Raw genomic sequence first — 22501 nt, 5'->3', positions numbered from 1 at the left:
GGGCTTTTGTGTTTAATCCACCAGAGCACCATAATGCTGAATGGTTTTTGCTGCGGTTTGCGCTGCAAAACGGATGGCGGCCTCGGCATCGCCGGTTTGTGCGAAATGCCCCAAGAATGAACCGTTGAAACTGTCGCCTGCACCGGTCGTATCGATAATCTGTGCGACGGGCGCTGTTTTGACAGTAAAAGACTGGCCGTCAAAAAGAACTTCAATTTCATCCGCACCGTTTTTGACAATGATCCGCTTCAGACCGTAGCTTTGATAGCGGCTGATAGTCTCCGCTGTCGTCAGATCGCCGAAGCAGGCGGCCTCATCATCAAAACTTGGCAGCACCAGATTGCTGGCTTTGGCACCACGGATCAGTTGTGTGCGCATATGGTCTTTATCTGCCCAGAGGCGCGGGCGGATATTAGGATCGAAAGCGATAACCTTATTCGTATCGCGGAGCTCTTGGCAAATAGAGAGCAGGTTATCAGCCCCGTCACCCTCAAGGATTGCCAATGTGATGCCGGAGAAAACAATATTATCCGAAGCTTCAATGGCCTGTCGCAATGCAGTTTTGTTTTCTGCCAGCAGACGCGCTGCGGATTGCGACCGCCAATAGGAGAAACTGCGCTCACCATTATTGAGATGCACCATATAGAGGCCGGGCATGCGCGATGCATGGCGGCCTATATAGCCGGTTCCGATTTGTTTTTGTGCCATGAATGCCAGCATGGCATCGGACATTGCATCCTGCCCGAGCAGGGTGAAATAGCTGACCTGCCAGTCTGCTGGCAGCGCCGCACGGGCATAATAAGCGGCATTGAAGGTGTCTCCGGCAAAGCCTTGCCGCAACAAGCCGCTGCCATCAGGGGCAAGCTCGATCATTGCCTCACCGATGGCGAGAAACTGTCCGCTCATGATTAACCTCAGACCAGCTTGCCACGGGCTGCAATCGGCCAGCTTTCCGTGACCATGCCGTTGCGCTGGATATAGAGGCTGTCAAACATATTGGTAACGACGCAAACATGGTTCGGGATGATCCGCACTTTGTCGCCGACCTTGAGGTTAATCGGCTTTTCGCTAACCAAACGGCCATGTTCTTCTGACAGCTGATCGATGCGGATATCATCGCGTCCGAGGACATGGCCATAACCACTCAATCCGAACAGGTCAGAAGTCAGCGTTTTGCTGCCTGCATCAATAATCGCGCGGTTGTCAGACGGAACGGACACAACAGTCGCCAATACAAAAAACGCACAATCATCGTAACTGCAAGCGCCGCGCTCAACCAGTGAGCGGTCATTATAAATATAGGTGCCGGGACGGTATTCTGTAACAACAGGGGCATCGGCCGCACTCATCATTGAGGGCGTGCCGCCGGAGGTAATGAGCGGCACAGTCATGCCTGATGCTTCGATTTTTTGTTTTGCCTGTTCCATGAAGTTTTCAACTGCGGTATGGGCATTGGCTGGCGGATAGGTCATCAGGCCGCCGAAATGCAGCCCTGCAGCGTTATGAATGGCCTTGGCAAGTTCTGCTGCTGCTTCAGGCGTTGCTACACCGCAGCGGTCTGCGCCGGTATTGCACTCTACCAGCACCGTTAACGGCTGTGCCTCATTGGCGAAAGCTTCGGACAGACCGTTAATCACAGTCAGGTTATCCGCAACCACACTCAGTTTTGTGCGGTGCGCGAGCGCTTTGAGCCGGTCAAGTTTTTCATGGCCTAAAATATTATAGGTAATCAGCAGGTCAGGGGAGAGACCATATTGTTTTTGCAAGCCGTCGAGCATGGCTTCTGCTTCAGAGATTTTTTGGCAGGTAATGCCGTCTGCGCCTGCTGCAAGCTGGGCATAGGCCAGCGCTGGTAATTTATGCGTTTTGATGTGAGGGCGCACCTTGAAACCATGTTGGTTCGCATAGGACTGAAAATTGCGGATATTTTTTTCTGCAATATCCAGATCAACGACAATTGCTGGTGTGTTCAATTGGTCCGCAAGTTTTGGTTCCATTTTTCCTCACAAATTCCGCGACCCTGTTGACTTGCCTTTCAGGCGTCAAAAAACGTGCCGGTCAGGCTGGTCGCCCCCTTGACAAGTTATGCATACTGTATTGAGATACGTCAATCCGGTAAAATAGACTAATGTCCATTATTTTGGACAAAATGAAAAATCATACCGAGGAGGAGCTGCATCACCTGATGCAGGCAAACAATTGGGGGTTCAGAAAATGCAGGCAATGAAACTGGCACTGTTATTGGGTGCCGCGACAATCGCATTGACACCATCCGCTTTCGCGCAACAAAAAGGCGGCGTGCTGGATGTGGCAACTATTGGTGAGCCGCCGACACTGGACCCGATGGTCTCAACGGCTGATCTCGTCGGCATTGTCAGTCAGCATATGTTTGAGACGCTTTATACTTTCGATAAAGACTGGAAACCGGCGCCGCTTCTGGCTGCCAGCCTTCCGGAAATCTCTGCCGATGGAAAAACCTATCTGATTAAACTGCGTGAGGGTGTTAAATTCCACGACGGTACAGACATGACATCGGAAGATGTTGTGGCATCGCTCAAGCGCTGGACAACACTTGCCTCGCGCGGCAAGCAGGCGGCAACTTTGATTGAAGCCATTGAGCCGGTTGACGATTACAGCATCAAGATCACGCTGAAGCAGCCTTATGCACCGCTGACATCTCTGCTGGCCTTCAATAATTCCGCGGCGATTGTTTTGCCTGCAGAAAAACAGGCTGAGCCGATGACCGAATTTGTCGGCACCGGCCCTTATCAGTTTAAAGAGCGTAAGCCGGATCAGTATATTCAGCTGGTGCGTTATGACGGTTATAAATCGCAGGAAGGCGAGCCGAGCGGTTATGCCGGTGGCCGCCAGCAAAATCTCGATGAAATCCGTTTTGTACCGGTACCGGATGCCAATACCCGCGTAGAAGCTGCAGTTTCCGGCCAGTATGGTTATGTGGATGCGCTGCCGGTTGAGGCTTTTGACCGCGTGTCCGGCTCGGCGTCTTCGGATGCCGTGATGCTCAAACCATTCGGCTGGCCGGTTTTCATTATGAATACTTCCAAAGGCATTGCTGCAAACCGTGATCTGCGTAAAGCTGTTCAGGTCGCATTGAATAATGAGGACATGCTGACTGCCGCCTATGGCAGCAAGGATTTCTTCAGCGCCGAGCCATCGCTCTATCCGTCCCAATTCATTTGGAGTACCGATGCCGGTTCAGAAGGCAGCTATAATGTCGGTGATGCGGAAGCAGCAAAGGCACTGCTTAAAACCGCCAATTATAATGGCGAGCCGTTGCGTATTCTCACCAGCCGCCAATATGAGTTCCATTATAAAATGGCTCAGGTTGCCGCTGAATATCTGAAACTGGTCGGTTTCAATGTTGATATGCAGGTGGTGGATTGGGCAACGCTCACCCAGCGCCGTGCTGATCCGGCGCTCTGGGATATTTACATTACGCATAGTCCGTTCCTGCCGGAACCGGCTCTGATTGATCCGCTTTCAGTGAGCGCACCGGGCAAGTGGAATACACCGGCGCGTGCCAAGGTGATGGATGCGTTTAATGCGGAAGCGGACCCGCAGAAGCGTGCGGCACTCTGGGCGGATGTGCAGAAAGTCGTGTTTGACGAAGTACCGTTTATCAAAGTCGGTAATTTCAACAATCTGTCTGCCAAATCCAAGAAACTGGATGGTGTGACGCCTGCACCATGGCCTTATTTCTGGAATGCTTCCGTTACACAGTAAATAAAACAGGCCGCGCCAGCTTCGGAGGAGAGGCGGCGCGGCTTTAAGTTTTGGGTATTTCCGAATTGGGTGGAGACTGAATGCTACGCTATATCATACAGCGTCTGATCGGCATGATCGTGGTCATGTTTCTGGTTGTGACGATTGTTTTTGTGATCGTTCGCGTCACACCGGGTGATCCTGCAGCCGTCATGCTGGGGCCGGAAGCGACACAAGCTGATATTGAAGGATTGCGAGCAAAGCTCGGTCTCGATCGCTCATTGCCGGTGCAATATGGCTATTACCTGCTGCAATTGCTGCGCGGTGATCTGGGCCAATCGATCTTTCTCGGTCAGCCGGTTGTCCATGCCTTGGCGGAACGGGCAGAGCCGACATTCTTTCTGACATTGTTTTCCATTCTGATTGCCAGTGCGATTGCATTGCCGGTCGGCATTTATGCTGCGGTTAAACGTGGCTCATTTTTCGATCAGACCGCAACGGCTCTGGCGATGTTTGCCGCCAGTATTCCAAGTTTCTGGCTCGGCCTGTTGTTGATGCAGGTATTTGCCGTGCGCTACGGCTTGTTTCCGGTCTCCGGTTATGGCGGGCCGGATACGAGTTTCGGCGAACGAATGATGCATCTGGTGCTGCCGTCTTTCGCGCTGGGTATTGTATCCTCCGCTTTGATTATGCGTTTTACCCGCGCTTCTATGCTGGATGTGCTGGGCGATGATTATGTGCGCACTGCCAGAGCCAAGGGGCTGAATGGCAGACGCGTGGTGATGAAACATGCGTTTAAAAATGCGCTGATCCCGATTTTGACAGTGATCGGCCTGACCGCAGCTGTGCTGATTTCCGGTGCAGTGGTGACAGAGACGGTGTTTGGCTTGCCGGGGGTTGGCAATCTGGTGGTGTCGGCTGTGATGCGCCGCGATTATCCGGTTATTCAGGGGGCCTTGCTGGTGATTGCCGCGCTCTATGTTCTGATTAATTTTGCCATTGATATGCTTTATCTGGCCGTCGATCCGAGGGTGCGTTACTGATGACCGGCTCCAGTGTAAAATCCTCAGAAACATGGTTGTTTATCCGTCGCCTGTTGCGCCGCCGTACGGTTGCATTCGGCCTGTTCGTCCTGATCGTTTTCGTGCTGCTAGCCGTTCTGGCACCACTAATTGCCCCCTATGCACCAGGTAAATTGTCGATCAGCAATCGTCTGACCGCGCCGAACGGCACATGGTTTTTCGGTACCGATGAATTTGGCCGTGATGTATTTTCCCGCACACTTTATGCGGGGCAGCTGTCATTGGCAGTCGGTGCTGCGGTTGTCGTTCTGGCAAGCCTGATTGGTATCACACTCGGCTTGCTGGCCGGTTTTTTCCAGCGGCTGGATACGCCGATTGCGCGTCTGATTGATGCGATGATGGCTTTTCCTGATATTCTGCTGGCGATTGCGCTGGTGGCCGCACTTGGCCCTTCGCTGACAACAGTGATTGTGGCTTTGTCGATTGTCTATGCACCGAGACTGGCGCGTGTGGTGCGTGCTTCAACACTCGTTATTCGCGAACTGCCTTATATCGAGGCATCGCGTGCGCTGGGCATTTCCACGCCGCATATTATGACCCGCCATGTGTTGCGTAATCTGCTGTCACCTATTCTGGTGCAGGGGACGTTTCTGTTTGCGCAGGCCATGCTTGCCGAAGCTGGTTTGTCCTTTCTGGGGCTTGGTGTCAGTCCTGAAATTCCGACATGGGGCACGATGATTGCCTCCGGCCGTCAATATGTCGGACAGGCAGACTGGATGACGCTGTTTCCGGGTTTTGCCATCATTCTCGCCGTACTGTCTTTGCAGATGGTCGGTGACGGATTGCGCGATCTTCTCGATCCGCGTTTGCGTAAAGATATGTGAGGGCATGATGAGCCATTTATCAGACAAACAGCCTGTGCTCCGCGTGCAAAATCTCACAACCTCTTTTCTTGGTGAGGATGGCTGGCGACCGGTTGTGAAAAATATCTCCTTTGATGTCGGTGCAGGGGAAACCGTGGCGCTGGTCGGGGAATCCGGTTCCGGAAAAAGTGTAACGTCTCTTTCTGTCATGCGGTTGTTGCAGCCAGATACCAGCCGGATTGAGGGGAATATTCTGCTTGCAGGTAAAGATATCTTGCAGCTGCCCGAGCAGGAAATGCAAAAAATACGCGGCAATGATGTCGCTATGATCTTTCAGGAGCCGATGACATCGCTCAACCCGCTTTACACGGTGGGAGACCAGATTTGTGAAGCTCTGTTATGCCATCGCAATATGAGCAAGGCAGAGGCAAAGGCTGAAGCTCTGCGACTGATGGATAAGGTGCGTATTCCTTCTGCCGCAAGCCGGTTCAATGAGTATCCGCATCGTTTCTCCGGCGGTATGCGCCAGCGGGTGATGATCGCTATGGCGCTGGTCACCCGCCCGAAACTGCTGATTGCCGACGAGCCGACTACAGCGCTGGATGTGACTATTCAGGGGCAGATTCTCGACCTGATTAAAACCCTGCAGGAAGAGGAAGGCACTTCGGTACTGTTCATCACCCATGATATGGGTGTGGTTGCAGAAATAGCTGACCGCACGGTGGTGATGTATCATGGCGATGCGGTGGAAACCGGCGATACGGCCACGATTTTCCGCGATGCAAAACATCCTTATACGCGGGCTTTGCTCTCGGCTGTACCGGCGCTCGGGTCTATGACAGGTCGTGCGCGTCCGCTGCGTTTTCCGGTCGTTGATATCCGTACCGGTACGGCTTTACCGCCGGTTGAAGCTGCCGATACAGTTGCACAGGATGCACAGCCGGTTCTGGATGTGAAAGGGCTGACGACACGCTTTACCATTCACAGCGGACTATTCGGGAAGCTGGCAGGGCGCGTTCATGCGGTGGAGAATGTTTCCTTCTCGCTGCAACCGGGAGAAACGCTGTCACTGGTGGGCGAGTCCGGTTGCGGTAAATCGACGACCGGCCGCTCGATCATGCGGCTGATAGAGCCGCAAAGCGGTTCCGTTATGGTCAACGGGCAGGATGTGATGGCCATGGCAGGGCATGAGCTGCAAGGTCTGCGCCGTACCATGCAGATGATTTTTCAGGATCCCTATGCCAGTCTCAATCCGCGTATGCGGGTAGGGGCGTCGATTGCGGAGCCGTTTCTGGAGCATAAGCTCGGTACAAAACATCAGGCACGGGAACGTGTAGCCGATCTTCTGGAGCGTGTTGGGTTAAAAGCCGATATGGCGTCTCGCTTTCCGCATGAATTTTCCGGCGGGCAGCGTCAGCGTATTTGTATTGCCCGCGCGTTAGCGCTTGATCCAAAACTTATCGTTGCCGATGAGTCTGTCTCAGCGCTTGATGTTTCCATCAAGGCGCAGGTCATCAATCTGCTGCTCGATCTGCAATCCAGTCTCAACCTGTCTTTTCTGTTTATTTCGCACGATATGGCGGTGGTAGAACGTCTCAGCCATCGTGTTGCGGTGATGTATCTGGGCGAGATTGTTGAGATCGGCCCACGTGCAGCGGTGTTTGAAAATCCGCAACATCCTTATACGAAGAAACTGATGGCTGCAGTGCCGGTGCCTGATCCGGCGCGGCGTGGCATGCGGCGCGGGCAGATTGCGGATGAATTGCACAGCCCTGTCCGTGCGCCGGATTATGTACCGGTGCAGCGGCAGATGCGCGAAGTATCAGAAGGGCATTTCATATTCCAATGATAGATCCGGTGAAACAAGTCTGCTTCTTCCAGTCAGTGCTTGCCGCTGAGCGCCTGCGCGGCATCCTTCAGGCATTGCAGATAGAAAGCATGGTTCTTCAGCCCGTCATCGCGTGGGGCGACAAGGCACAGCGTCGCGGTGGCAATGCCCTGCGCATCGCGCATTGGTACGGCAAAACAGTGAGTGAAATTATCGACCGTGCTGTTGAAGGTAAATTGGCCGGTTCTGTCGGCTTCACGCACCTGCGCGATAAATTCAGCCGGATCAAGCCAGCTGCCATTGGGCATTTGGAAATCGGCAGCGGGAATGAAACTGGTAATTTCTTCATCGCTGAGATGGGCGACCAGCAGGCGACCGGAAGCTGTCCACGGAATAGGCACGGAATGGCCGACATCCGAGGAAATACGAAACGGGCGCACGCCTTCTTTCATACGGGCAACGGTATATTTATTACCATCGAGCACGCAATATTGCGCTGTTTCGCGGGTCTGTTCGGCAATGCGTTCCAGTGCGGCATCGCAGGCGCGCATGAAGTCAAAATGATCTTCATAGGCCGCACCGAGAAAATAAAGTTTACGTCCGAGAAACACACGGCCGTCACCGCCGGTAAATTCGAGAATGCCGTTGCGCAGCAGCAGATTGACCAGTTCGTAAACCGAGGAGCGCGGGGCACCGATCTGCGCGGCAATTTCATTGGGTTTCAGCGGCTCACGTTTGTTGCGCAGAAAATCCAGTATCTCAAAGGCACGATCCAGACCGCGCGCACGTTTGCTGCTGTCTTCTTTGGGCGTGACCGGAGCGGTTGCGGTACTGTCTGACATGCTGCCTCCGATGAGCGCTATAATGTTATTATGTCTGTTATATTGGATTTTATCATGCAGGCAAGCAGAAGTTTACAATCAGAAGTGACGATGACAGAAGGAAATACGGGTATGATTATGCGTTATCAAAAAGGCAGCCGGATGAGTCAGGCCGTGAGCTATGGCGGCATGGTGCATATTGCTGGTCAGGTGGCTGAAAACCGCAAGGCTTCCATTGAAGAGCAGACCCGTGATGTTTTGGGCAAGATTGACCAGCTTTTGCAGCAGGCGGGCACTGACCGTTCCAAATTGCTGGCGGTGAATGTGTTTCTTCCGGCCATTGTTGATTTTGATGCGATGAATTCGGTTTATGATGCATGGATCGATCCGGAAAACCCGCCGGCGCGTGCCTGTGTGGAAGCGCGCCTTGCTGATCCTGATCTGCGGGTTGAAATGACAGCAGTTGCTGCCCTTTAATGCTCAATGAAGTGCCGGAGCCGGATATGACTCAAACGCTCATTCGTAATGCCCGTATCATTGATGGCACCGGCGCGCCCTGGTATCGCGGAGATGTTTTGCTGGGCGGCGGGTTGATCCGGCAGGTCGGCAGGGGGCTCAAAGCAAATGGCGATGCGCAGATCATTGATGCGGATGAGCGTTATTTAAGCCCCGGTTTTATCGACGCCCATTGTCATGATGATCTGATCTTTCTGCGCGAGCGGGACAGGCCGGAAAAGGCGATGCAGGGCGTGACCAGTATTGTGGTCGGCAATTGCTCTTTTTCGCTCTATCCGGCAGCAGAACAGTCCCGCGAATATCTGCGTCAGCATTTCTCCGGCCTTCTCGGTGAAACGCGATCTGATGAGATTTTTGATGATTTCTCCGGCTATCATCAAGCTTTGGAAGGAGAGGGGATTGCTCTCAATCTGATCTCACTTGTTGGCCATGCGGCTTTGCGGCTGGCAGTGATGGGGCATGACAGACGGCCTGCCACAGAGAACGAGCTTGCAGCGATGTGTAGCTTGCTTGAAGTGCAAATGGTACAGGGGGCGGCAGGTCTGTCGCTGGGGTTGGTTTATCCGCCAAGTGCTTTTGCTGAGATTGAAGAACTGGTGACGCTTGGAAAAACTGTGGCCGGTTTCGGCGGGGTGCTGGCTGCGCATATCCGTTCCTATGAGGCAGGGCTGATGCAGGCGACCGAAGAATTCGGTGAGGCTGTGCGCCTGTCCGGTGCAGCCGGATTGCTGTCACATCTGCAATCGGCGGGACGACCGAACTGGGGTAATGTACCGGCTGTGATTGACTATCTGGAAAACCTGCGATCTGACGGTGTGGATATCAGCTTTGATATGTATCCTTATCCGGCAGGCAGCACATGGATATTGCAACTTCTGCCAGCGGCGGTGATGGATGGTGGTTTGCCGGCTTTGAAAGTGCGCTTACAGGACACCGCATGGCGGCAGAAATTGGCGCATTGGGTGGAGCATGGCGGTGATGATTATCACGGCCAGAGCAAAATCTCGCTGATAGGCTGGGAGAATGTGCGGCTTTCAGCAATCGGTATTGAGGAACTGAAACATCTGGAAGGGCAGACCATGCGTGAAGCTGCCTTTACGCTTGGCACAACGCCTTTCGATCTGCTGGTGCGTTTTGTTGAAGAGGATGACGGACAGACGGGGATTATCCTGTTTCAGCTTGATGAGGATGATCTTCATGCAGCCTGTTGTAACCGTTTGTTTATGGCGGGGTCTGACGGTTTGCCGCGTCCGGGTTCCAAGCCGCACCCGCGTGCTTTCGGGACTTTCCCGCGCATTGCCGGTCCTTTACGGCGGGAGAAAAAATGGTTCCCGCTGGAGGATGCCGTGCGCAGGATGACTTCGGTTGCTGCGCAGCGTTTTTCTCTGCATGACCGCGGCCTGTTACGTCCTGCGATGGCTGCTGATCTGGTGCTGTTTGAAGATGCGATCACAGATCACGCGACATTTGAAAATTCCACACAGATGCCGTCTGGTATCAGCCATGTTTTAGTCAACGGACAGGCGGTGATTGCAGCAGGCAAACCGACCGGTAACAGAGCCGGAAAAGTGTTGCGCCGCTGAGGATTCCTGTTCTGATGGCCTATTGGTCTGTCTTGTTGTGACGTTTATAAAATCTTAAGGCGGTATTTACCGGAAAACGATATTAATCCTGCTAATATCAGTAATATTTGAAGCAGGAATAATGTCATGAACGGGCAGACCGGTGATCAGCGGTGTCATATCCGTGATCTTATGCCAGCGATTGCATTGCTGGTTCTGTTGCTTGGCGGGATTGCCGTGGCTTTTCTCAAGCCAACCGGCAAGGATGACCAATATATTGTTATGGTCGCTCCCTGGCGCACATTGAACTCTGTTATCAGCTCCATTCAGGCCGCTGAAGGCGCGATTATTTCTATCAATGCTTCATCCAGCCTGATTACAGTTTATTCCGAAAATAAAGATTTCCCAAACAGGCTTTACAGTGCCGGTGAGTGGCTGGTTTTTGAACCGCTTCTGCCTGGTGGTTGTTATGCCATTCAGGAACGGACGACAGCCGCATGATCCTAGAACTTGACGACCTTCGCAGCCGGTTTGGCCGGTTTTTGGTGATTTTATTCTGGCTGCATGTCCCGCTTCTGGCGCTGGTTGCTTATATCACCGGTCATTCGCCGGTCGGCGCAGCTTTGGCAGGCGTGGTACTGGCCGGTGCCTATCATATGTCGTGGCTGCGCTCAGGCATTGCTCCGGTAACGCGCTATATTTCCGGTGTTGCCCTGATGGGGCAGCCCGCATTGCTGTTGTATTTTATGAGCGGTCAGCTCTGGCAAATGGATATGCATATGTATTTCTTTGCTATGCTGGCGCTCACGGTTGCGTGGTGTGACAAGCGTGCAGTTCTTTTTGCCGCCGCTGCCGTGGCTCTGCATCATTTAACGCTGGATTATCTGATGCCAGCAGCGGTGTTTCCTGAAGGCGGGGATATCAAGCGCGTTCTGCTTCATGCGGTGATTGTTGCGTTTCAGGCCGCGGTGCTGGTGTGGTTCGGCGATATGCTTGTCGATTGCTTCAATCGCATTAATGCCATGCGCGATGAAATCATTGCCAAGAATGCGGCACTGGAACAGCGCACATTGGAAGCGGAAGCTGCAAGCAAATCGAAGAGCATGTTCCTCGCCAATATGAGCCATGAAATCCGCACACCGATGAATGCCATTCTGGGCTTTTGCCATCTGGTGCTGCGCACGGATCTGGATCTGCGCCAAAAAGAATATGTCTCGAAAATCAGCAATGCCAGCACGGCTTTGCTGCGTCTGATCAACGATATTCTCGACTTCTCCAAGAATGAGGCAGGCAAGCTTTCTCTCGAGACACGTCCGTTCAATTTACGCTCTTCTTTGCAGAGCCAGCTTAATCTGGCGGCAATCAATGCGGAGAATAAAGGCGTCAGCATTGAAACCGTAATTCAGAATGATGTGCCTGCGGTTCTGGTCGGCGATGAATTGCGCCTGAATCAGGTGCTGCTCAATCTCGTCAGTAATGCGGTGAAGTTCAGCGAAAAAGGGACTGTTACTGTCACGGTTGATGCTGAAGAGCAGCAGGATGCAGGTGTCAAACTACGCATATCGGTGCGCGATCAGGGGATCGGTATGGCACCGGAACAGCAGGCTTTGCTGTTTAATTCTTTCACACAGGCCGACAGTTCCATGACACGCCGCTTTGGCGGAACCGGACTTGGACTTGTCATCAGCAAACAGATTGTTGAGCAGATGGGCGGCACAATCGGCGTGGAAAGCATGCCGGGTGTGGGCAGTACTTTTACCTTTACCGTCAATATGGCAATTGGTGAAATGCAGGCTGAACCGGAGCGCCTCGCTTCGGCAGAGATTGCAGGTTTGCGTGTGCTTGTAGCTGATGATAATCCGGCCTCGCGTGAGATTTTCCATGATGTCTTTAATTCATGGGGCTTGAATATTGATCTGGTTGCTTCCGGTGAGGAAGTTCTGGGCGCGCTTGAAGGAGCATGCAAAACCGGCCAGCCTTATGATCTGGTGGTTCTGGACTGGAAAATGCCTGGCATGGACGGTCTGCAAACAGTACAGGCGCTTCATCGTAATGAGAATCTTTCGCCGCTGCCTTATGTGGTGATGGTGACGGCCTATGGTAATGAGGACTTCCGCGCGGAAACCGAGCGTTCCGGTATTGCTGCCTTCCTGACCAAGCCGATTGTCCCGAATGTGCTTTTTGACACGATTACCGGCTTGTTTGCCCGTGAAACAGCGGCGGATGCACCGCATGCGGAAATCGGCCAGACTATTCCGATGGTGGCGGAGCAGCTGCGCGGGCTGAAGGTTCTGCTGGCTGAAGACAGTATGATTAACCGTGAGATCGCGGTTGAGCTGCTGCAAGATGCCGGATTGGTGGTTGATGTTGCTGAAAACGGCCGTATCGCCTGCGATCTCGTTCTTCAGGATCCGCTGCCCTATGACGGCATTTTGATGGATATCCAGATGCCGGAAATGGACGGTATTGAAGCCACTTTGCAGATCCGTAAAAAATGGTCTGCGGAGCAATTGCCGATTATTGCCATGACCGCCCATGCCTATGAGGAAGAACGGCAGAAATGTTTTGCTGCGGGTATGGACGACCATGTGGCCAAACCGGTTGATCCGTTTCTGCTGGTGCGCACGCTTGATCGCTGGTTGAAGCCGCGCAGCAAAGAAGCTTCGCGTCCGGTCGCAGAGTCTGCTCCGGTTGCAGTGAAGCCTGTAAGTGATCTACCGGAAAGCCTGCCGCCGTTTGATCTTACAAAAGCGCTGGCGCGTATGAATGGTAAAACATCACTATTGCGTAAGCTGATTATTGATTTTGGACAGAGATTTGCTGCAACACCGGAAGAGCTCAACGAGCTGATCGGCCGCGGTGCATTGGATGATGCACGGCGCAGCGCCCATACGCTGAAAGGTGTGGCGGGATCGCTGGAACTGGCAGAAGTTTATGAACAGTCTGCCAAGACTGAAGCTGCATTGGCACAAGGCGATGTGGTTGCGGCTAATATATTGATTGCTGAATTGGAGCAGGTGCTGAAACCGGCAATAAAAGCGGCTAAGAGTCTTGTAACTACAACAGAAGATGATAATAAACCGGTTCCGGCAGGACAAGCTGATCCGGTCAATATTCAGGCGGAGATTCTGGTTTTCCGCGGGCTTCTGGAGCGCAGAAGTCTGAAGGCACGCAGCAGTTTTGAAAAATTGGCGATTACGCTCGGTATGACACCTGACACTCTGCAGGTTCATCCGGTGAAGGTCGCTCTCGACAATCTTGACTATAATCGCGCCCTCACATTGCTGGATGCTGAATTTGCTGATGTTTTGCAAGCTTCACCGGACACTGAGCGTATCGGAGAATAATTATGACAGACCGCGCGGTCATCCTCATTGTGGATGATGAAATCTCAAATATTGAGATTATGAGTGCAGTACTCGAGGACGATTATGAAGTATGTTTTGCGACTTCAGGTGAGGAAGCATTAAAAGTTGCACAGACGGTGTTGCCGGACCTTATTCTGCTCGATGTGCTGATGCCGGGTATTGACGGATATGAAGTTTGCCAGCGTCTGAAAAAAGATCGCATGCTTGCGGATATTCCGGTGATTTTTACAACCGGCCTGAATGATCAGGATGCGGAAGTACGCGGATTATCTGCCGGTGCGATCGATTATGTGACCAAGCCTATTCAGCCGGTTATTCTGCTGGCGCGCGTGGCCAATCATGTCGAATTGAAACGCCTGCGCGATCAGCTGGCGCAAATGGCTGTCACAGATGCTTTGACCGGTTTAAGCAACCGCCGTCATCTGGAACAAACATTGGCGACGGAAACCACGAAACTGGCCCGCACAGGCGACTGGCTGTCGGTTATCATGGTCGATATCGACTTCTTCAAACTGTTCAACGACACATTTGGTCATCCGGCCGGTGATCGTTGTCTGGCGATGGTTGCGGCGGCTCTTACACGCGCGGTGCATCTGGCAACAGATGTGACAGCACGTTATGGCGGTGAGGAATTTGTCTGTGTCTTGCCGGGGCGGGATCATGATGCGGCAGTACTGGTGGCCAAAGAAATACAGGAACAGGTCAGTTCTTTAAGAATTCCGCATCCGGGTTCAACGGTTTCCACTTGTGTCACGGTGAGTATCGGCGTTGCTTCGGCATGTTGTCTGCCGGAAATGTCTGCCTCTCAGTGGATGGCACATGCTGATCGCCAGCTCTATCTGAGTAAACGTGCCGGCCGGAATGAAATTTTCAGCACTGTTTTCAATGCGCAGGAAATCGGTCTGATTTCTGAATAATCCGGGATCGTTGCTCTATGACCGGCAAATTCAGGTATTTTGCCGGTCAGCGATCTCACACAGATGCAACTGAAGTTTATGCGTCTGTATTTTCTCAAAAATATGCGGTGCCGGTGCTTTGTCGGTGATAATGGCATCGACAATATTCAGTGCGCCGAGTTTGACAAGCGCGCGCTTGCCAAATTTGCTGCTGTCGACAGCCAGTAATTTGTGTCTGGACTGGTTGAGTGCTTTGGACACGGCCGCCACTTCTGTCCGGTCATCATCACACAGGTCACCGTCATCATCGATGCCGCTGACAGAAATCACCGCATAGTCGAATTTGAAACGGTTGATGAAATCGGGTGTGTCTTCCTGAAAAATGCCGCCATCTACGGCGCGGACAAAACCACCCGGGATTGCCAGTGCGAAGTCGGAATTCTCGCTGATGAGTGATGCTACACGCAGACTATAAGTGACAATGCGCAAGCCCTGCCTGTTTTTTATCAGCGCAGCGGCAATGGCCTCACAGGTTGTGCCCGTATCAATGAAAATCGTTGTGTTGTCGGGAATGTAATCGGCTACAAATGCGGCAATCGCCTGTTTTTCTGCGGCCTGATCCAGACGCCTCTGACGATAGGTTCCGGCATCCATCGGAGCTGCGATCGTCGCGCCGCCATGGATACGGCGAACTTTGCCTGTGGTTTCCAGCGCCATGATATCGCGGCGTGCAGTTTGCATCGTCACCGAGCAGAGATGCGCAATTTCTTCCAGCGAAATATAATGATTTTGCTCGAGATATTGCAGCAGAAACGCCTGACGGTTGTCTTTTTTGTTGCCGCCGGTTGATGCCGAATTGTCAAATCGCATAGCGCCCCCCTGTACTCCACGTATTTCGGACAAAAAAAATTATGCGTCAAGAAAATGATTTTTGACAATCATCCGGATTGTATAAAAACTGACATATGACTCGTCTAATGTAAGAAAAGTGACATTTTATGTCTCAAATCTTATTATCAGGATGATATGATGAAACAGCAGCGGTCAGGCACAAGGCATAAGCGTAAATTAACGGCAGGGGTGGCGAGTGCAATATTGCTGGCTGCGCTGAATACAAATGCACAGGCAGAACCAGCAAAAACACAGAATTTTTCTCTGACCGTGATGGGTTTTAACATCTGGAATAACGGCCTTGATTCCAAAATGTGGGATGCGGAAGCAAAAAAGAATGACCAGCTGATTTATAATAAGGCCATGCAGGATTTGCTGCGTGGCGTTGCCCCTGATGTGCTGGTTATGCCGGAACTTTACAACAATAGCGGCAGGCCGTTTGGCGATACGACGGTTGTTAAAGCCCATGTGAAAAATACTCTGGATCTGCTGAATGAAAAAGCAGACAAGCTGGGTGCATTTGAAAAAATCAAAGATCATGGTTCCCGTGAAGGCGAAGGCATGGTCTTTACAAGCGGTGAAACGGAATATCTGGCGGCGAATACGGTTGTCGTGAAGCCGGGTAATGGCTTCCCTGATACAGTTATCGCCGGTCGCCATTTCAATTATGCAGACACATCATCTGGTCGTATCGCTCAGGCAAAAGATGCCAACAAACTGGCACAATCTACCCTGACGCCGACAATATTGCTCGGCGATCTGAATGCCGGTGATATTTCCGAGCGTGGTCTGCTGAGTGTGGATGCGCAACTGCGTCTGATAAAAAAAGCCGCTGGTAACGCATTTTATAAAACGCTGGCTTATGAATATCTTGAGCGGGCGGATGCAGCAAAATGGCGTGCAATCATTCAAGCCGAACACCCGAATGCCAATATTGACAATTTGTCATGGGAGCAGTGGGGCAATGCACTGGACAAAGCCTATCAGGCGCAAAAAGATATAGGCTTTGCCGGAGAGACCTATCCGGTAGACAATAATCTTCCGGTGACGATGAATATTCTGAAACAACAATATCAGCTGATTCAGCTTGAGCGGAACCGCGAGCAGTTCAAACCAAGTGACGTTGGTGATGAACGTGCGACCTGGACCAGTGACGGGGAGGAATCCACCAATACATGGCCGAGCTGGGATCGTGTGAATATTGATCATATTCTGGTTTCCCGACCTTTCGCCAAATGGGTTGAGATTGTTGATAATGGTCAATGGTCCGGCACACTTTCCAAACCGTCATTACTGCCAAATGGTAATTCGCTGTCGGATCACGATCCGGTCGCACAGGAGCTGCGCTGGGTAGGGCCAAAGCTTGAGACTTATAAAGACGGCGATGTTGAGAAAAGCCGTCTGATCTGGGGCGCCGGTGCATCCGGTTTTAAAACCAAAGGCAAAGAGTTTTTCCTGACCCGTAATAATAACCGTAATGATGTTTATCTTGGACAGGTCGCGGATGAAAACGGCAAACCGATCCTGAAAGATCTGACGCAGGAAGAAAAACAAACACTGCTCAATTGCCAGACAACGGATGCACGCTTTGCGCAGGCTGTGAGAGATTACTGTATTGATAATCACAATTTCATTGGCGAAACCTCGGTTTCCGATGGCGGAACGGTGATTGTTTTTGAAGATGCGGCGCTGGGCAGTGCATCAGCAAGTTTACGTCTGAATGATGGTGGTCTGCGCGTGGCCGGTCTGGCAATGAACAGTCTTGAGCGCAAAATCGTGCTGGACGGCAATGGCTGGATTGATGTGACTGAAGCTGCCAACAACCTGAAAGTTAATCAGGAGATCAGCGGCGGCGGTGCTCTCATCAAACGCGGCGAGGGCGTACTGACACTGAATGCTGCCAATAGCTACAGCGGCGGCACATCCGTAGAGCGCGGCGGATTGATTGTCGGTGATGCAGATCATACGGATGCTTCAATGAGCGGTATGATTAAAGTCAGCAATGGTGCATTTCTTGCGGGTTCAGGAACACTCGGTGGTATTCATATTGCTGCGGATGCTGTTCTGGCACCGGGTAACTCAATCGGCACGCTGAAAACTTCCGGCGATCTGGTGATGGAGGCAGGCTCTCTTTATCATGCGGAAATCAATCCGGATGGTACATCTGATCTCGTTCAGGCTTCCGGTACTGCAACAATCGACGGTGCCCGCGTTTATGTCGATAAGGCGGGAGGCTCTTATATACCGGGCAGCCGTTATACCATTCTCACAGCGGATGGCGGTGTGAACGGTACTTTCGCTGACCTCAGCCAGAATATGCCATTCATTAATCTCGGCCTGATTTACGATCCGAAGGCGGTTTATCTGGATGTGCTGCGCAATCAGGTTGCGTTTGACGATATCGGCGAAACGGCTAATCAGCGTTCTGTCGCAGCCTCTGTTGAATCTCTGGCAAGTGGCAATGCTGTTTATGATGCTGTGCTCGGGCTGGAAAGCAAAGAACAGGCTTTGGCTGCTTTTGATCTGCTGACAGGTGAGGTACATGCATCCGCTAAAACGGCTTTGATGAATACGAGCAGCGATTTGCGTAACGCGGCACAGGGTCGTCTTCGTTCCGCTGTCGGGGATACACATGCACAGAAGGGTGCTCAGGTTGTCTCAGCCAAAGATGCGCCTGCTGCTTTATGGGTGCAGAGCTTCGGCACATGGGTTGAGAATTCTGCAAACAACAATGCTGCAAAACTCAGCCAGACAACGGGTGGTGTCTTTGCCGGTTATGATGCAGAAATTGCAGAGAATACACGCCTTGGTGCACTTGCCGGTTACAGCCGCACCAGTTTTGATGTTGATGACCGTGCCTCATCCGGCGAGAGTGATAATTATCATCTCGGCATCTACGGTGGTTCGCAATGGGGCAATACTGCTCTGAGCGCCGGTCTTGCCTATAGCTGGCACTCGGTAGATATCAGCCGTTCAGTCCGTTTTGCTGATTTCTCGGATAAACTCGCAGCTGATTATAATGCAGGCACTATGCAGGCTTTCGGTGAACTCAGCCATAAGCTGCAAACCGGTAATGCGGTCTTCGAGCCTTTCGCCAATCTTGCCTATGTTGCAGTGAAGACGGATAGTTTTACCGAAACCGGCGGACAGGCTGCTCTGACCGTTGACGGTGACAGAATGAGCACCGTGTTCACAACGCTCGGTATTCGCGGAGCAACAGAGATGATGTTTGGTAGTATCAAAGCCGAGCTGAATGGTACGCTTGGCTGGCAGCATGCATTTGCTGATACTGATCCGGTCAGCCGCGCATCTTTTGCAACGGGTTCTGCATTTGATATTTCCGGTGTTCCTGTGGCAGAGGATACGGCGCTGGTTCAGGCAGGTTTTGATATCAAGGCCAGTGAACAGGCGGTTTTCGGTATCAGCTATCGTGGTCAGTTCGGATCAGGCTTTCAGAGTAATTCTGTGAATGCCAAACTTGGCATCAAGTTCTGATCCATCAGATATTTTGTAAAAGGAAACTACCGGCTTCCGTCACGGAGGCCGGCAGTTTTATTCTTTGTGTTTGTTTTGCCGGAAGATCAGGCGGCCGGTTTTAATGCGACAGCAGGAAAATCTACCGGTACATCCAGCGCGACATTGATATAATTAGTGAAGAGATTGAGAGCGACATGGGCAATAATCTCCACAATAGCCTCATCGTCAAAACCTGCGGCTTTCAGCACCGCAATATCATTTGCTGTCACTGCGGCACGGTCGCGGGTGATTTTGAGGGCAAAGTTCAGAACAGCTTGTGTCCGCGGGTCTGAGGATTGTCCGGTCTGGGCAGCCGCCATATCGGCAGCTGATGCGCCGGCCTTGCGTCCGAGCGCTGTATGGGCGGCAAGGCAATATGCACAATTATTGGCATTGGCGACCGCAACAGCGATTTCCTCGCCCAGACGCGCACCGAGTTTGCCGGTACTAAGAGCGCCGAACGATCCCCACATGCTTTGCAATGCGGCTGGTGAATTGGCAACAACCTTGAACATGTTCGGGACAGTGCCGAAAGCACCGTTAATCTGATCGAGCACCGGTTTGACAGAACCGGTGGCAGACGCTGGATCAATGAGATGAATATGTGCCATAATAGATAATCCTTCTCTGTAGCGTGGAGTTGGGTCAATGAACGGTCCGGTGATGGCAGTCACCGGGCCGTTTTCAGTTCCGGCTTATGGGCCGTGAACAACGGTATCCGGCAGTTTTTGTGTGCCGGAGATATTTCTATCAGGGTTTTGGGTGAATGCTGCCCAGTTCACATCCTGAGCAGTCTGGTCTGCGGCTTCATGTTCCCCGCAATCCAGCCGGAGATCCGTACCGGCAATGTCTGCGCCGATAAATGTGCAATGGTGCGGGTGTGATGATCCGGGATGAATATTCGGGCGGAAATGACGGCAGGAAACGCACATGCGCTGTAGTGGAATAGCACCGGCTTGCTGTAATTCATGGATGAGTCTGATTTGTGTGGCGAGTAATTCGCTTTGTACCGAAGCAGGTAAGCTCGCCAGCGCCTCAGAAAAGCGTGATGAACTCTCTTCTATCGCAGCATTGACTGCATGACCTTCAGGGGTCGCGCATATGATGCTTGCCCGTGCATCAGAGGTGTCAGCGGTGCGGATCAGTAGTTTTTTCCGGACAAGGGCGTTTACTGTCTCCGTGATACTGGCGCCGGAAACGGCAAGTTGCGCGGCAATATTTTTTGAGCGCATACCGTCGGGCCGCGTCACAAGCAAAGCAAGAACCTGTGCCTGAGCCGGGTTCATCCCTTCAGCTGCTGCCGCTGCCCATAGTTCAGCTCGCAAAATGATAGCAAGGCGATCAAAGCCCGTCTTTAGGTGCCGGAGTGTTGTTGATATCTGACTCATGTAAATATTAAGTAGGAGTCCTAATTAAATGTCAAGCACTCAATACCGACTGCGGATGACGAACAGGCCAGTTCCGGTTTGAAGTTCTCAATAATGTTGGCGAGACAGTGTATTAAATTGCAGAACTTGTAAGACGTGACAGCGCGCCTAAGGCGTGGCATAGGAGGGCGCACAATCACAAGGCCTCCTGTTTCATGATCCGCATTGACAATATCAGTAAGTCCAACAGCCATCGCATTCTGTTTATCGAAGCGTCTGCCGCTTTGAACCGTGGCGAAAAAATCGGCCTTGTCGGGCCGAATGGTGCCGGTAAAACCACTCTGTTTCGCATGATTACCGGCGAAGAACAGCCGGATGAAGGACAGGTTACGGTCGAGAAGGGCGTGACGATCGGTTATTTCGATCAGAATGTCGGTGAAATGGGCGGACGTACGGCCGTTGCGGAAGTGATGGATGGTGCCGGCCCTGTCAGCATCGTAGCTGCAGAATTGCGTGAACTTGAAGCTGCAATGTGCGATCCGGATCGTATGGACGAGATGGATACAATCATTGAGCGCTATGGTGAAGTTCAGGCACGTTATGAGGAACTCGACGGTTACGGTCTGGACGGTCGTGCGCGTGAAGTGCTGGCAGGTTTGAGCTTTTCTCAGGAAATGATGGATGGCGACGTCGGTAAATTGTCCGGCGGCTGGAAAATGCGCGTGGCCTTGGCGCGTATTCTGCTGATGCGTCCTGATGTGATGCTGCTCGATGAACCTTCCAACCATCTTGATCTTGAAAGCCTGATCTGGCTTGAGAATTTCCTGAAGACTTATGACGGCGCTTTGCTGATGACGTCTCATGACCGCGAATTCATGAACCGTATTGTCTCTAAGATTATTGAAATCGACGGTGGTAATCTCACTACCTATTCCGGTGACTATGTTTTTTACGAAGGCCAGCGTGCTCTGAATGAAAAACATCAGCAAGCACAGTTCGAACGCCAGCAGGCAATGCTTGCCAAAGAAATCAAATTTATTGAACGCTTCAAAGCACGGGCGTCCCATGCCTCACAGGTGCAGAGCCGCGTGAAGAAGCTGGAAAAGATTGACCGCGTAGAACCGCCGCGCCGCCGTCAGACTGTGGCCTTTGAATTTGCAACGCCGCCGCGCTCCGGTGAAGATGTGGTCAATCTCAAAGGTGTCCATAAAGCCTATGGCAGCCGCACAATCTATGACGGGTTGGATTTCATGATCCGTCGTCGTGAGCGCTGGTGCATTATGGGTGTGAATGGTGCGGGCAAATCGACTTTGCTCAAACTGGTGACCGGTACAACTGATGCCGATCAGGGCAATGTTTCCCTCGGCGCCAGTGTAAAGCTCGGTTATTTCGCTCAGCATGCCATGGATATTCTGGAAGGTGACAGCACGATTCTGGAATGGCTGGAGCAGCGTTTTCCAAAAGCAGGGCAGGCACCTCTGCGGGCTCTTGCCGGTTGCTTCGGTTTTTCCGGTGATGATATCGAAAAGAAATGCCGCGTTCTGTCCGGTGGTGAAAAAGCGCGTCTGGTGATGGCGGCTATGTTGTTCGATCCGCCGAACTTCCTTGTTCTGGATGAACCGACCAACCACCTTGATCTTGATACCAAAGAAATGCTGATCAAGGCGCTGGCTGCCTATGAAGGCACAATGCTGTTTGTTTCGCATGACAGACATTTTCTGTCAGCGCTTTCAAACCGTGTGCTGGAACTGACGCCGGATGGTATTCATCAATATGGCGGCGGTTATACGGAATATGTGGAAAGCACCGGTCAGGAAGCACCGGGCCTGCATAGTTAAAATGAATAAGCCTCCCGAAAGTGATTTCGGGAGGCTTCTTTATAATAGGGTATATGTTTAGCGGCGCTGCAATTTTTCAAAGCGCTTAATCAGACGATCCCGTTTCAGCCGCGAGAGACGTTGAATCCAGAAAATACCGTTCATCTGATCAATCTCGTGTTGATGGCATACGGCCAGTAAGCCTTCCGACTCTTCTATATGTTCTTTACCGTCCAGATCCTGATAGCGGATATGGACGGCAGCGTGGCGCTCAACTTCATCCACAACGCCAGACATAGAGACACTGCCCT

General features: G+C 52.1%; 18 protein-coding genes (1 of these 18 only partly in view). 11 read left to right on the top strand and 7 right to left on the bottom strand.

What is annotated here, in order from left to right; all coding sequences use genetic code 11:
- Positions 1–12: 12 nt before the first annotated feature.
- A complete protein-coding gene (locus KHQ09_RS16130; RefSeq protein ID WP_213599265.1) occupies positions 13–906 on the bottom strand; it encodes a sugar kinase in 894 nt (297 codons plus the stop codon).
- Between the two features lie 8 nt (positions 907–914).
- Positions 915–1997: a D-TA family PLP-dependent enzyme gene (locus KHQ09_RS16125; protein ID WP_213599263.1), complete on the bottom strand. Its 1083-nt coding sequence runs from the start codon at positions 1995–1997 to the stop codon at positions 915–917.
- 217 nt (positions 1998–2214) lie between these two features.
- On the opposite strand from KHQ09_RS16125, the gene KHQ09_RS16120 reads away from it, so the two are divergent.
- The 4 genes from KHQ09_RS16120 (at position 2215) to KHQ09_RS16105 (ending at position 7457) form a co-directional block, all read left to right on the top strand.
- Complete coding sequence (locus KHQ09_RS16120) at positions 2215–3744, top strand: ABC transporter substrate-binding protein (protein WP_420801459.1); 1530 nt, start codon at positions 2215–2217, stop codon at positions 3742–3744.
- Positions 3745–3824: 80 nt separating this feature from the next.
- The gene (locus tag KHQ09_RS16115) at positions 3825–4766 is read left to right on the top strand and encodes an ABC transporter permease (protein WP_213630857.1); all 942 of its coding nucleotides are present in this window, start codon (positions 3825–3827) and stop codon (positions 4764–4766) included.
- Positions 4766–5629, top strand: a complete 864-nt coding sequence (locus KHQ09_RS16110) for an ABC transporter permease (protein ID WP_022709303.1) — start codon at positions 4766–4768, stop codon at positions 5627–5629. Before KHQ09_RS16115 ends, KHQ09_RS16110 begins: the two co-directional genes overlap by 1 nt.
- A gap of 4 nt (positions 5630–5633) precedes the next feature.
- Positions 5634–7457, top strand: coding sequence for an ABC transporter ATP-binding protein (locus KHQ09_RS16105; RefSeq protein WP_213599261.1), 1824 nt, complete (start codon positions 5634–5636; stop codon positions 7455–7457).
- Positions 7458–7489: 32 nt separating this feature from the next.
- Here KHQ09_RS16105 and KHQ09_RS16100 read toward each other — a convergent pair whose 3' ends face one another.
- The gene (locus KHQ09_RS16100; RefSeq protein WP_151160356.1) at positions 7490–8278 is read right to left on the bottom strand and encodes an IclR family transcriptional regulator; all 789 of its coding nucleotides are present in this window, start codon (positions 8276–8278) and stop codon (positions 7490–7492) included.
- Between the two features lie 111 nt (positions 8279–8389).
- Here KHQ09_RS16100 and KHQ09_RS16095 point away from each other — a divergent pair, with 111 nt between their 5' ends.
- The 5 genes from KHQ09_RS16095 to KHQ09_RS16075 all read left to right on the top strand — a co-directional run bounded on the left by KHQ09_RS16095 (position 8390) and on the right by KHQ09_RS16075 (position 14620).
- On the top strand, positions 8390–8734 hold the full coding sequence (locus KHQ09_RS16095; protein ID WP_113945964.1) for a RidA family protein: 345 nt from the start codon (positions 8390–8392) through the stop codon (positions 8732–8734).
- 26 nt (positions 8735–8760) lie between these two features.
- Positions 8761–10356, top strand: coding sequence for an N-acyl-D-amino-acid deacylase family protein (locus tag KHQ09_RS16090; protein ID WP_213599259.1), 1596 nt, complete (start codon positions 8761–8763; stop codon positions 10354–10356).
- Between the two features lie 126 nt (positions 10357–10482).
- Positions 10483–10836 (top strand): hypothetical protein, encoded by a 354-nt coding sequence (locus tag KHQ09_RS16085; protein ID WP_022709298.1) that lies wholly within the window; start codon positions 10483–10485, stop codon positions 10834–10836.
- A complete protein-coding gene (locus KHQ09_RS16080) occupies positions 10833–13682 on the top strand; it encodes a hybrid sensor histidine kinase/response regulator (protein WP_213599257.1) in 2850 nt (949 codons plus the stop codon). Before KHQ09_RS16085 ends, KHQ09_RS16080 begins: the two co-directional genes overlap by 4 nt.
- A 2-nt stretch (positions 13683–13684) precedes the next feature.
- On the top strand, positions 13685–14620 hold the full coding sequence (locus KHQ09_RS16075) for a diguanylate cyclase (RefSeq protein WP_075657574.1): 936 nt from the start codon (positions 13685–13687) through the stop codon (positions 14618–14620).
- A 30-nt stretch (positions 14621–14650) separates the two neighbouring features.
- On the opposite strand, the gene KHQ09_RS16070 is transcribed toward KHQ09_RS16075, so the two are convergent.
- A complete protein-coding gene (locus tag KHQ09_RS16070) occupies positions 14651–15469 on the bottom strand; it encodes a DeoR/GlpR family DNA-binding transcription regulator (RefSeq protein ID WP_213599255.1) in 819 nt (272 codons plus the stop codon).
- A gap of 156 nt (positions 15470–15625) precedes the next feature.
- Between KHQ09_RS16070 and KHQ09_RS16065 the strand changes: the two genes are divergently transcribed.
- The gene (locus KHQ09_RS16065; RefSeq protein ID WP_238481664.1) at positions 15626–18985 is read left to right on the top strand and encodes an autotransporter outer membrane beta-barrel domain-containing protein; all 3360 of its coding nucleotides are present in this window, start codon (positions 15626–15628) and stop codon (positions 18983–18985) included.
- A gap of 86 nt (positions 18986–19071) precedes the next feature.
- Here the strand turns inward: KHQ09_RS16065 and KHQ09_RS16060 are convergent, their stop codons facing one another.
- Together KHQ09_RS16060 and KHQ09_RS16055 are read right to left on the bottom strand one after the other, a co-directional pair.
- Positions 19072–19617: a carboxymuconolactone decarboxylase family protein gene (locus tag KHQ09_RS16060; protein ID WP_213599253.1), complete on the bottom strand. Its 546-nt coding sequence runs from the start codon at positions 19615–19617 to the stop codon at positions 19072–19074.
- Between the two features lie 84 nt (positions 19618–19701).
- The gene (locus KHQ09_RS16055) at positions 19702–20292 is read right to left on the bottom strand and encodes a MarR family winged helix-turn-helix transcriptional regulator (protein ID WP_213599251.1); all 591 of its coding nucleotides are present in this window, start codon (positions 20290–20292) and stop codon (positions 19702–19704) included.
- Between the two features lie 296 nt (positions 20293–20588).
- On the opposite strand from KHQ09_RS16055, the gene KHQ09_RS16050 reads away from it, so the two are divergent.
- Entirely contained in the window at positions 20589–22211 is a 1623-nt protein-coding gene (locus tag KHQ09_RS16050) for an ABC-F family ATP-binding cassette domain-containing protein (protein WP_213599249.1), read from the top strand.
- Between the two features lie 57 nt (positions 22212–22268).
- On the opposite strand, the gene KHQ09_RS16045 is transcribed toward KHQ09_RS16050, so the two are convergent.
- Positions 22269–22501: the 3' end of a peptide deformylase gene (locus tag KHQ09_RS16045; protein WP_213599242.1), read on the bottom strand. It continues 265 nt past the right edge of the window; only the last 233 of its 498 coding nucleotides appear in the window; its start codon lies beyond the right edge, outside the window — the gene reads right to left on this strand; it ends in the stop codon at positions 22269–22271.

It is taken from the genome of Pseudochrobactrum algeriensis, assembly GCF_018436245.1.
Taxonomy (GTDB): domain Bacteria; phylum Pseudomonadota; class Alphaproteobacteria; order Rhizobiales; family Rhizobiaceae; genus Pseudochrobactrum; species Pseudochrobactrum saccharolyticum.
Note: the sequence above shows the minus strand (reverse complement) of the source record. Positions and strands in the feature narration are given on the sequence as shown.

What these genes read in the sequence shown, in the direction of transcription:
- KHQ09_RS16115 (WP_213630857.1), top strand. Translation starts at nt 3,825, where the DNA reads ATGCTACGCTATATCATACAGCGTCTGATCGGCATGATCGTGGTCATG.
- KHQ09_RS16080 (WP_213599257.1), top strand. Translation starts at nt 10,833, where the DNA reads ATGATCCTAGAACTTGACGACCTTCGCAGCCGGTTTGGCCGGTTTTTG.
- KHQ09_RS16095 (WP_113945964.1), top strand. Translation starts at nt 8,390, where the DNA reads ATGATTATGCGTTATCAAAAAGGCAGCCGGATGAGTCAGGCCGTGAGC.
- KHQ09_RS16055 (WP_213599251.1), bottom strand. Translation starts at nt 20,292, where the DNA reads ATGAACCCGGCTCAGGCACAGGTTCTTGCTTTGCTTGTGACGCGGCCC.
- KHQ09_RS16120 (WP_420801459.1), top strand. Translation starts at nt 2,215, where the DNA reads ATGCAGGCAATGAAACTGGCACTGTTATTGGGTGCCGCGACAATCGCA.
- KHQ09_RS16100 (WP_151160356.1), bottom strand. Translation starts at nt 8,278, where the DNA reads ATGTCAGACAGTACCGCAACCGCTCCGGTCACGCCCAAAGAAGACAGC.
- KHQ09_RS16110 (WP_022709303.1), top strand. Translation starts at nt 4,766, where the DNA reads ATGACCGGCTCCAGTGTAAAATCCTCAGAAACATGGTTGTTTATCCGT.
- KHQ09_RS16105 (WP_213599261.1), top strand. Translation starts at nt 5,634, where the DNA reads ATGATGAGCCATTTATCAGACAAACAGCCTGTGCTCCGCGTGCAAAAT.
- KHQ09_RS16090 (WP_213599259.1), top strand. Translation starts at nt 8,761, where the DNA reads ATGACTCAAACGCTCATTCGTAATGCCCGTATCATTGATGGCACCGGC.
- KHQ09_RS16130 (WP_213599265.1), bottom strand. Translation starts at nt 906, where the DNA reads ATGAGCGGACAGTTTCTCGCCATCGGTGAGGCAATGATCGAGCTTGCC.
- KHQ09_RS16070 (WP_213599255.1), bottom strand. Translation starts at nt 15,469, where the DNA reads ATGCGATTTGACAATTCGGCATCAACCGGCGGCAACAAAAAAGACAAC.
- KHQ09_RS16060 (WP_213599253.1), bottom strand. Translation starts at nt 19,617, where the DNA reads ATGGCACATATTCATCTCATTGATCCAGCGTCTGCCACCGGTTCTGTC.
- KHQ09_RS16065 (WP_238481664.1), top strand. Translation starts at nt 15,626, where the DNA reads ATGATGAAACAGCAGCGGTCAGGCACAAGGCATAAGCGTAAATTAACG.
- KHQ09_RS16050 (WP_213599249.1), top strand. Translation starts at nt 20,589, where the DNA reads ATGATCCGCATTGACAATATCAGTAAGTCCAACAGCCATCGCATTCTG.
- KHQ09_RS16085 (WP_022709298.1), top strand. Translation starts at nt 10,483, where the DNA reads ATGAACGGGCAGACCGGTGATCAGCGGTGTCATATCCGTGATCTTATG.
- KHQ09_RS16125 (WP_213599263.1), bottom strand. Translation starts at nt 1,997, where the DNA reads ATGGAACCAAAACTTGCGGACCAATTGAACACACCAGCAATTGTCGTT.
- KHQ09_RS16075 (WP_075657574.1), top strand. Translation starts at nt 13,685, where the DNA reads ATGACAGACCGCGCGGTCATCCTCATTGTGGATGATGAAATCTCAAAT.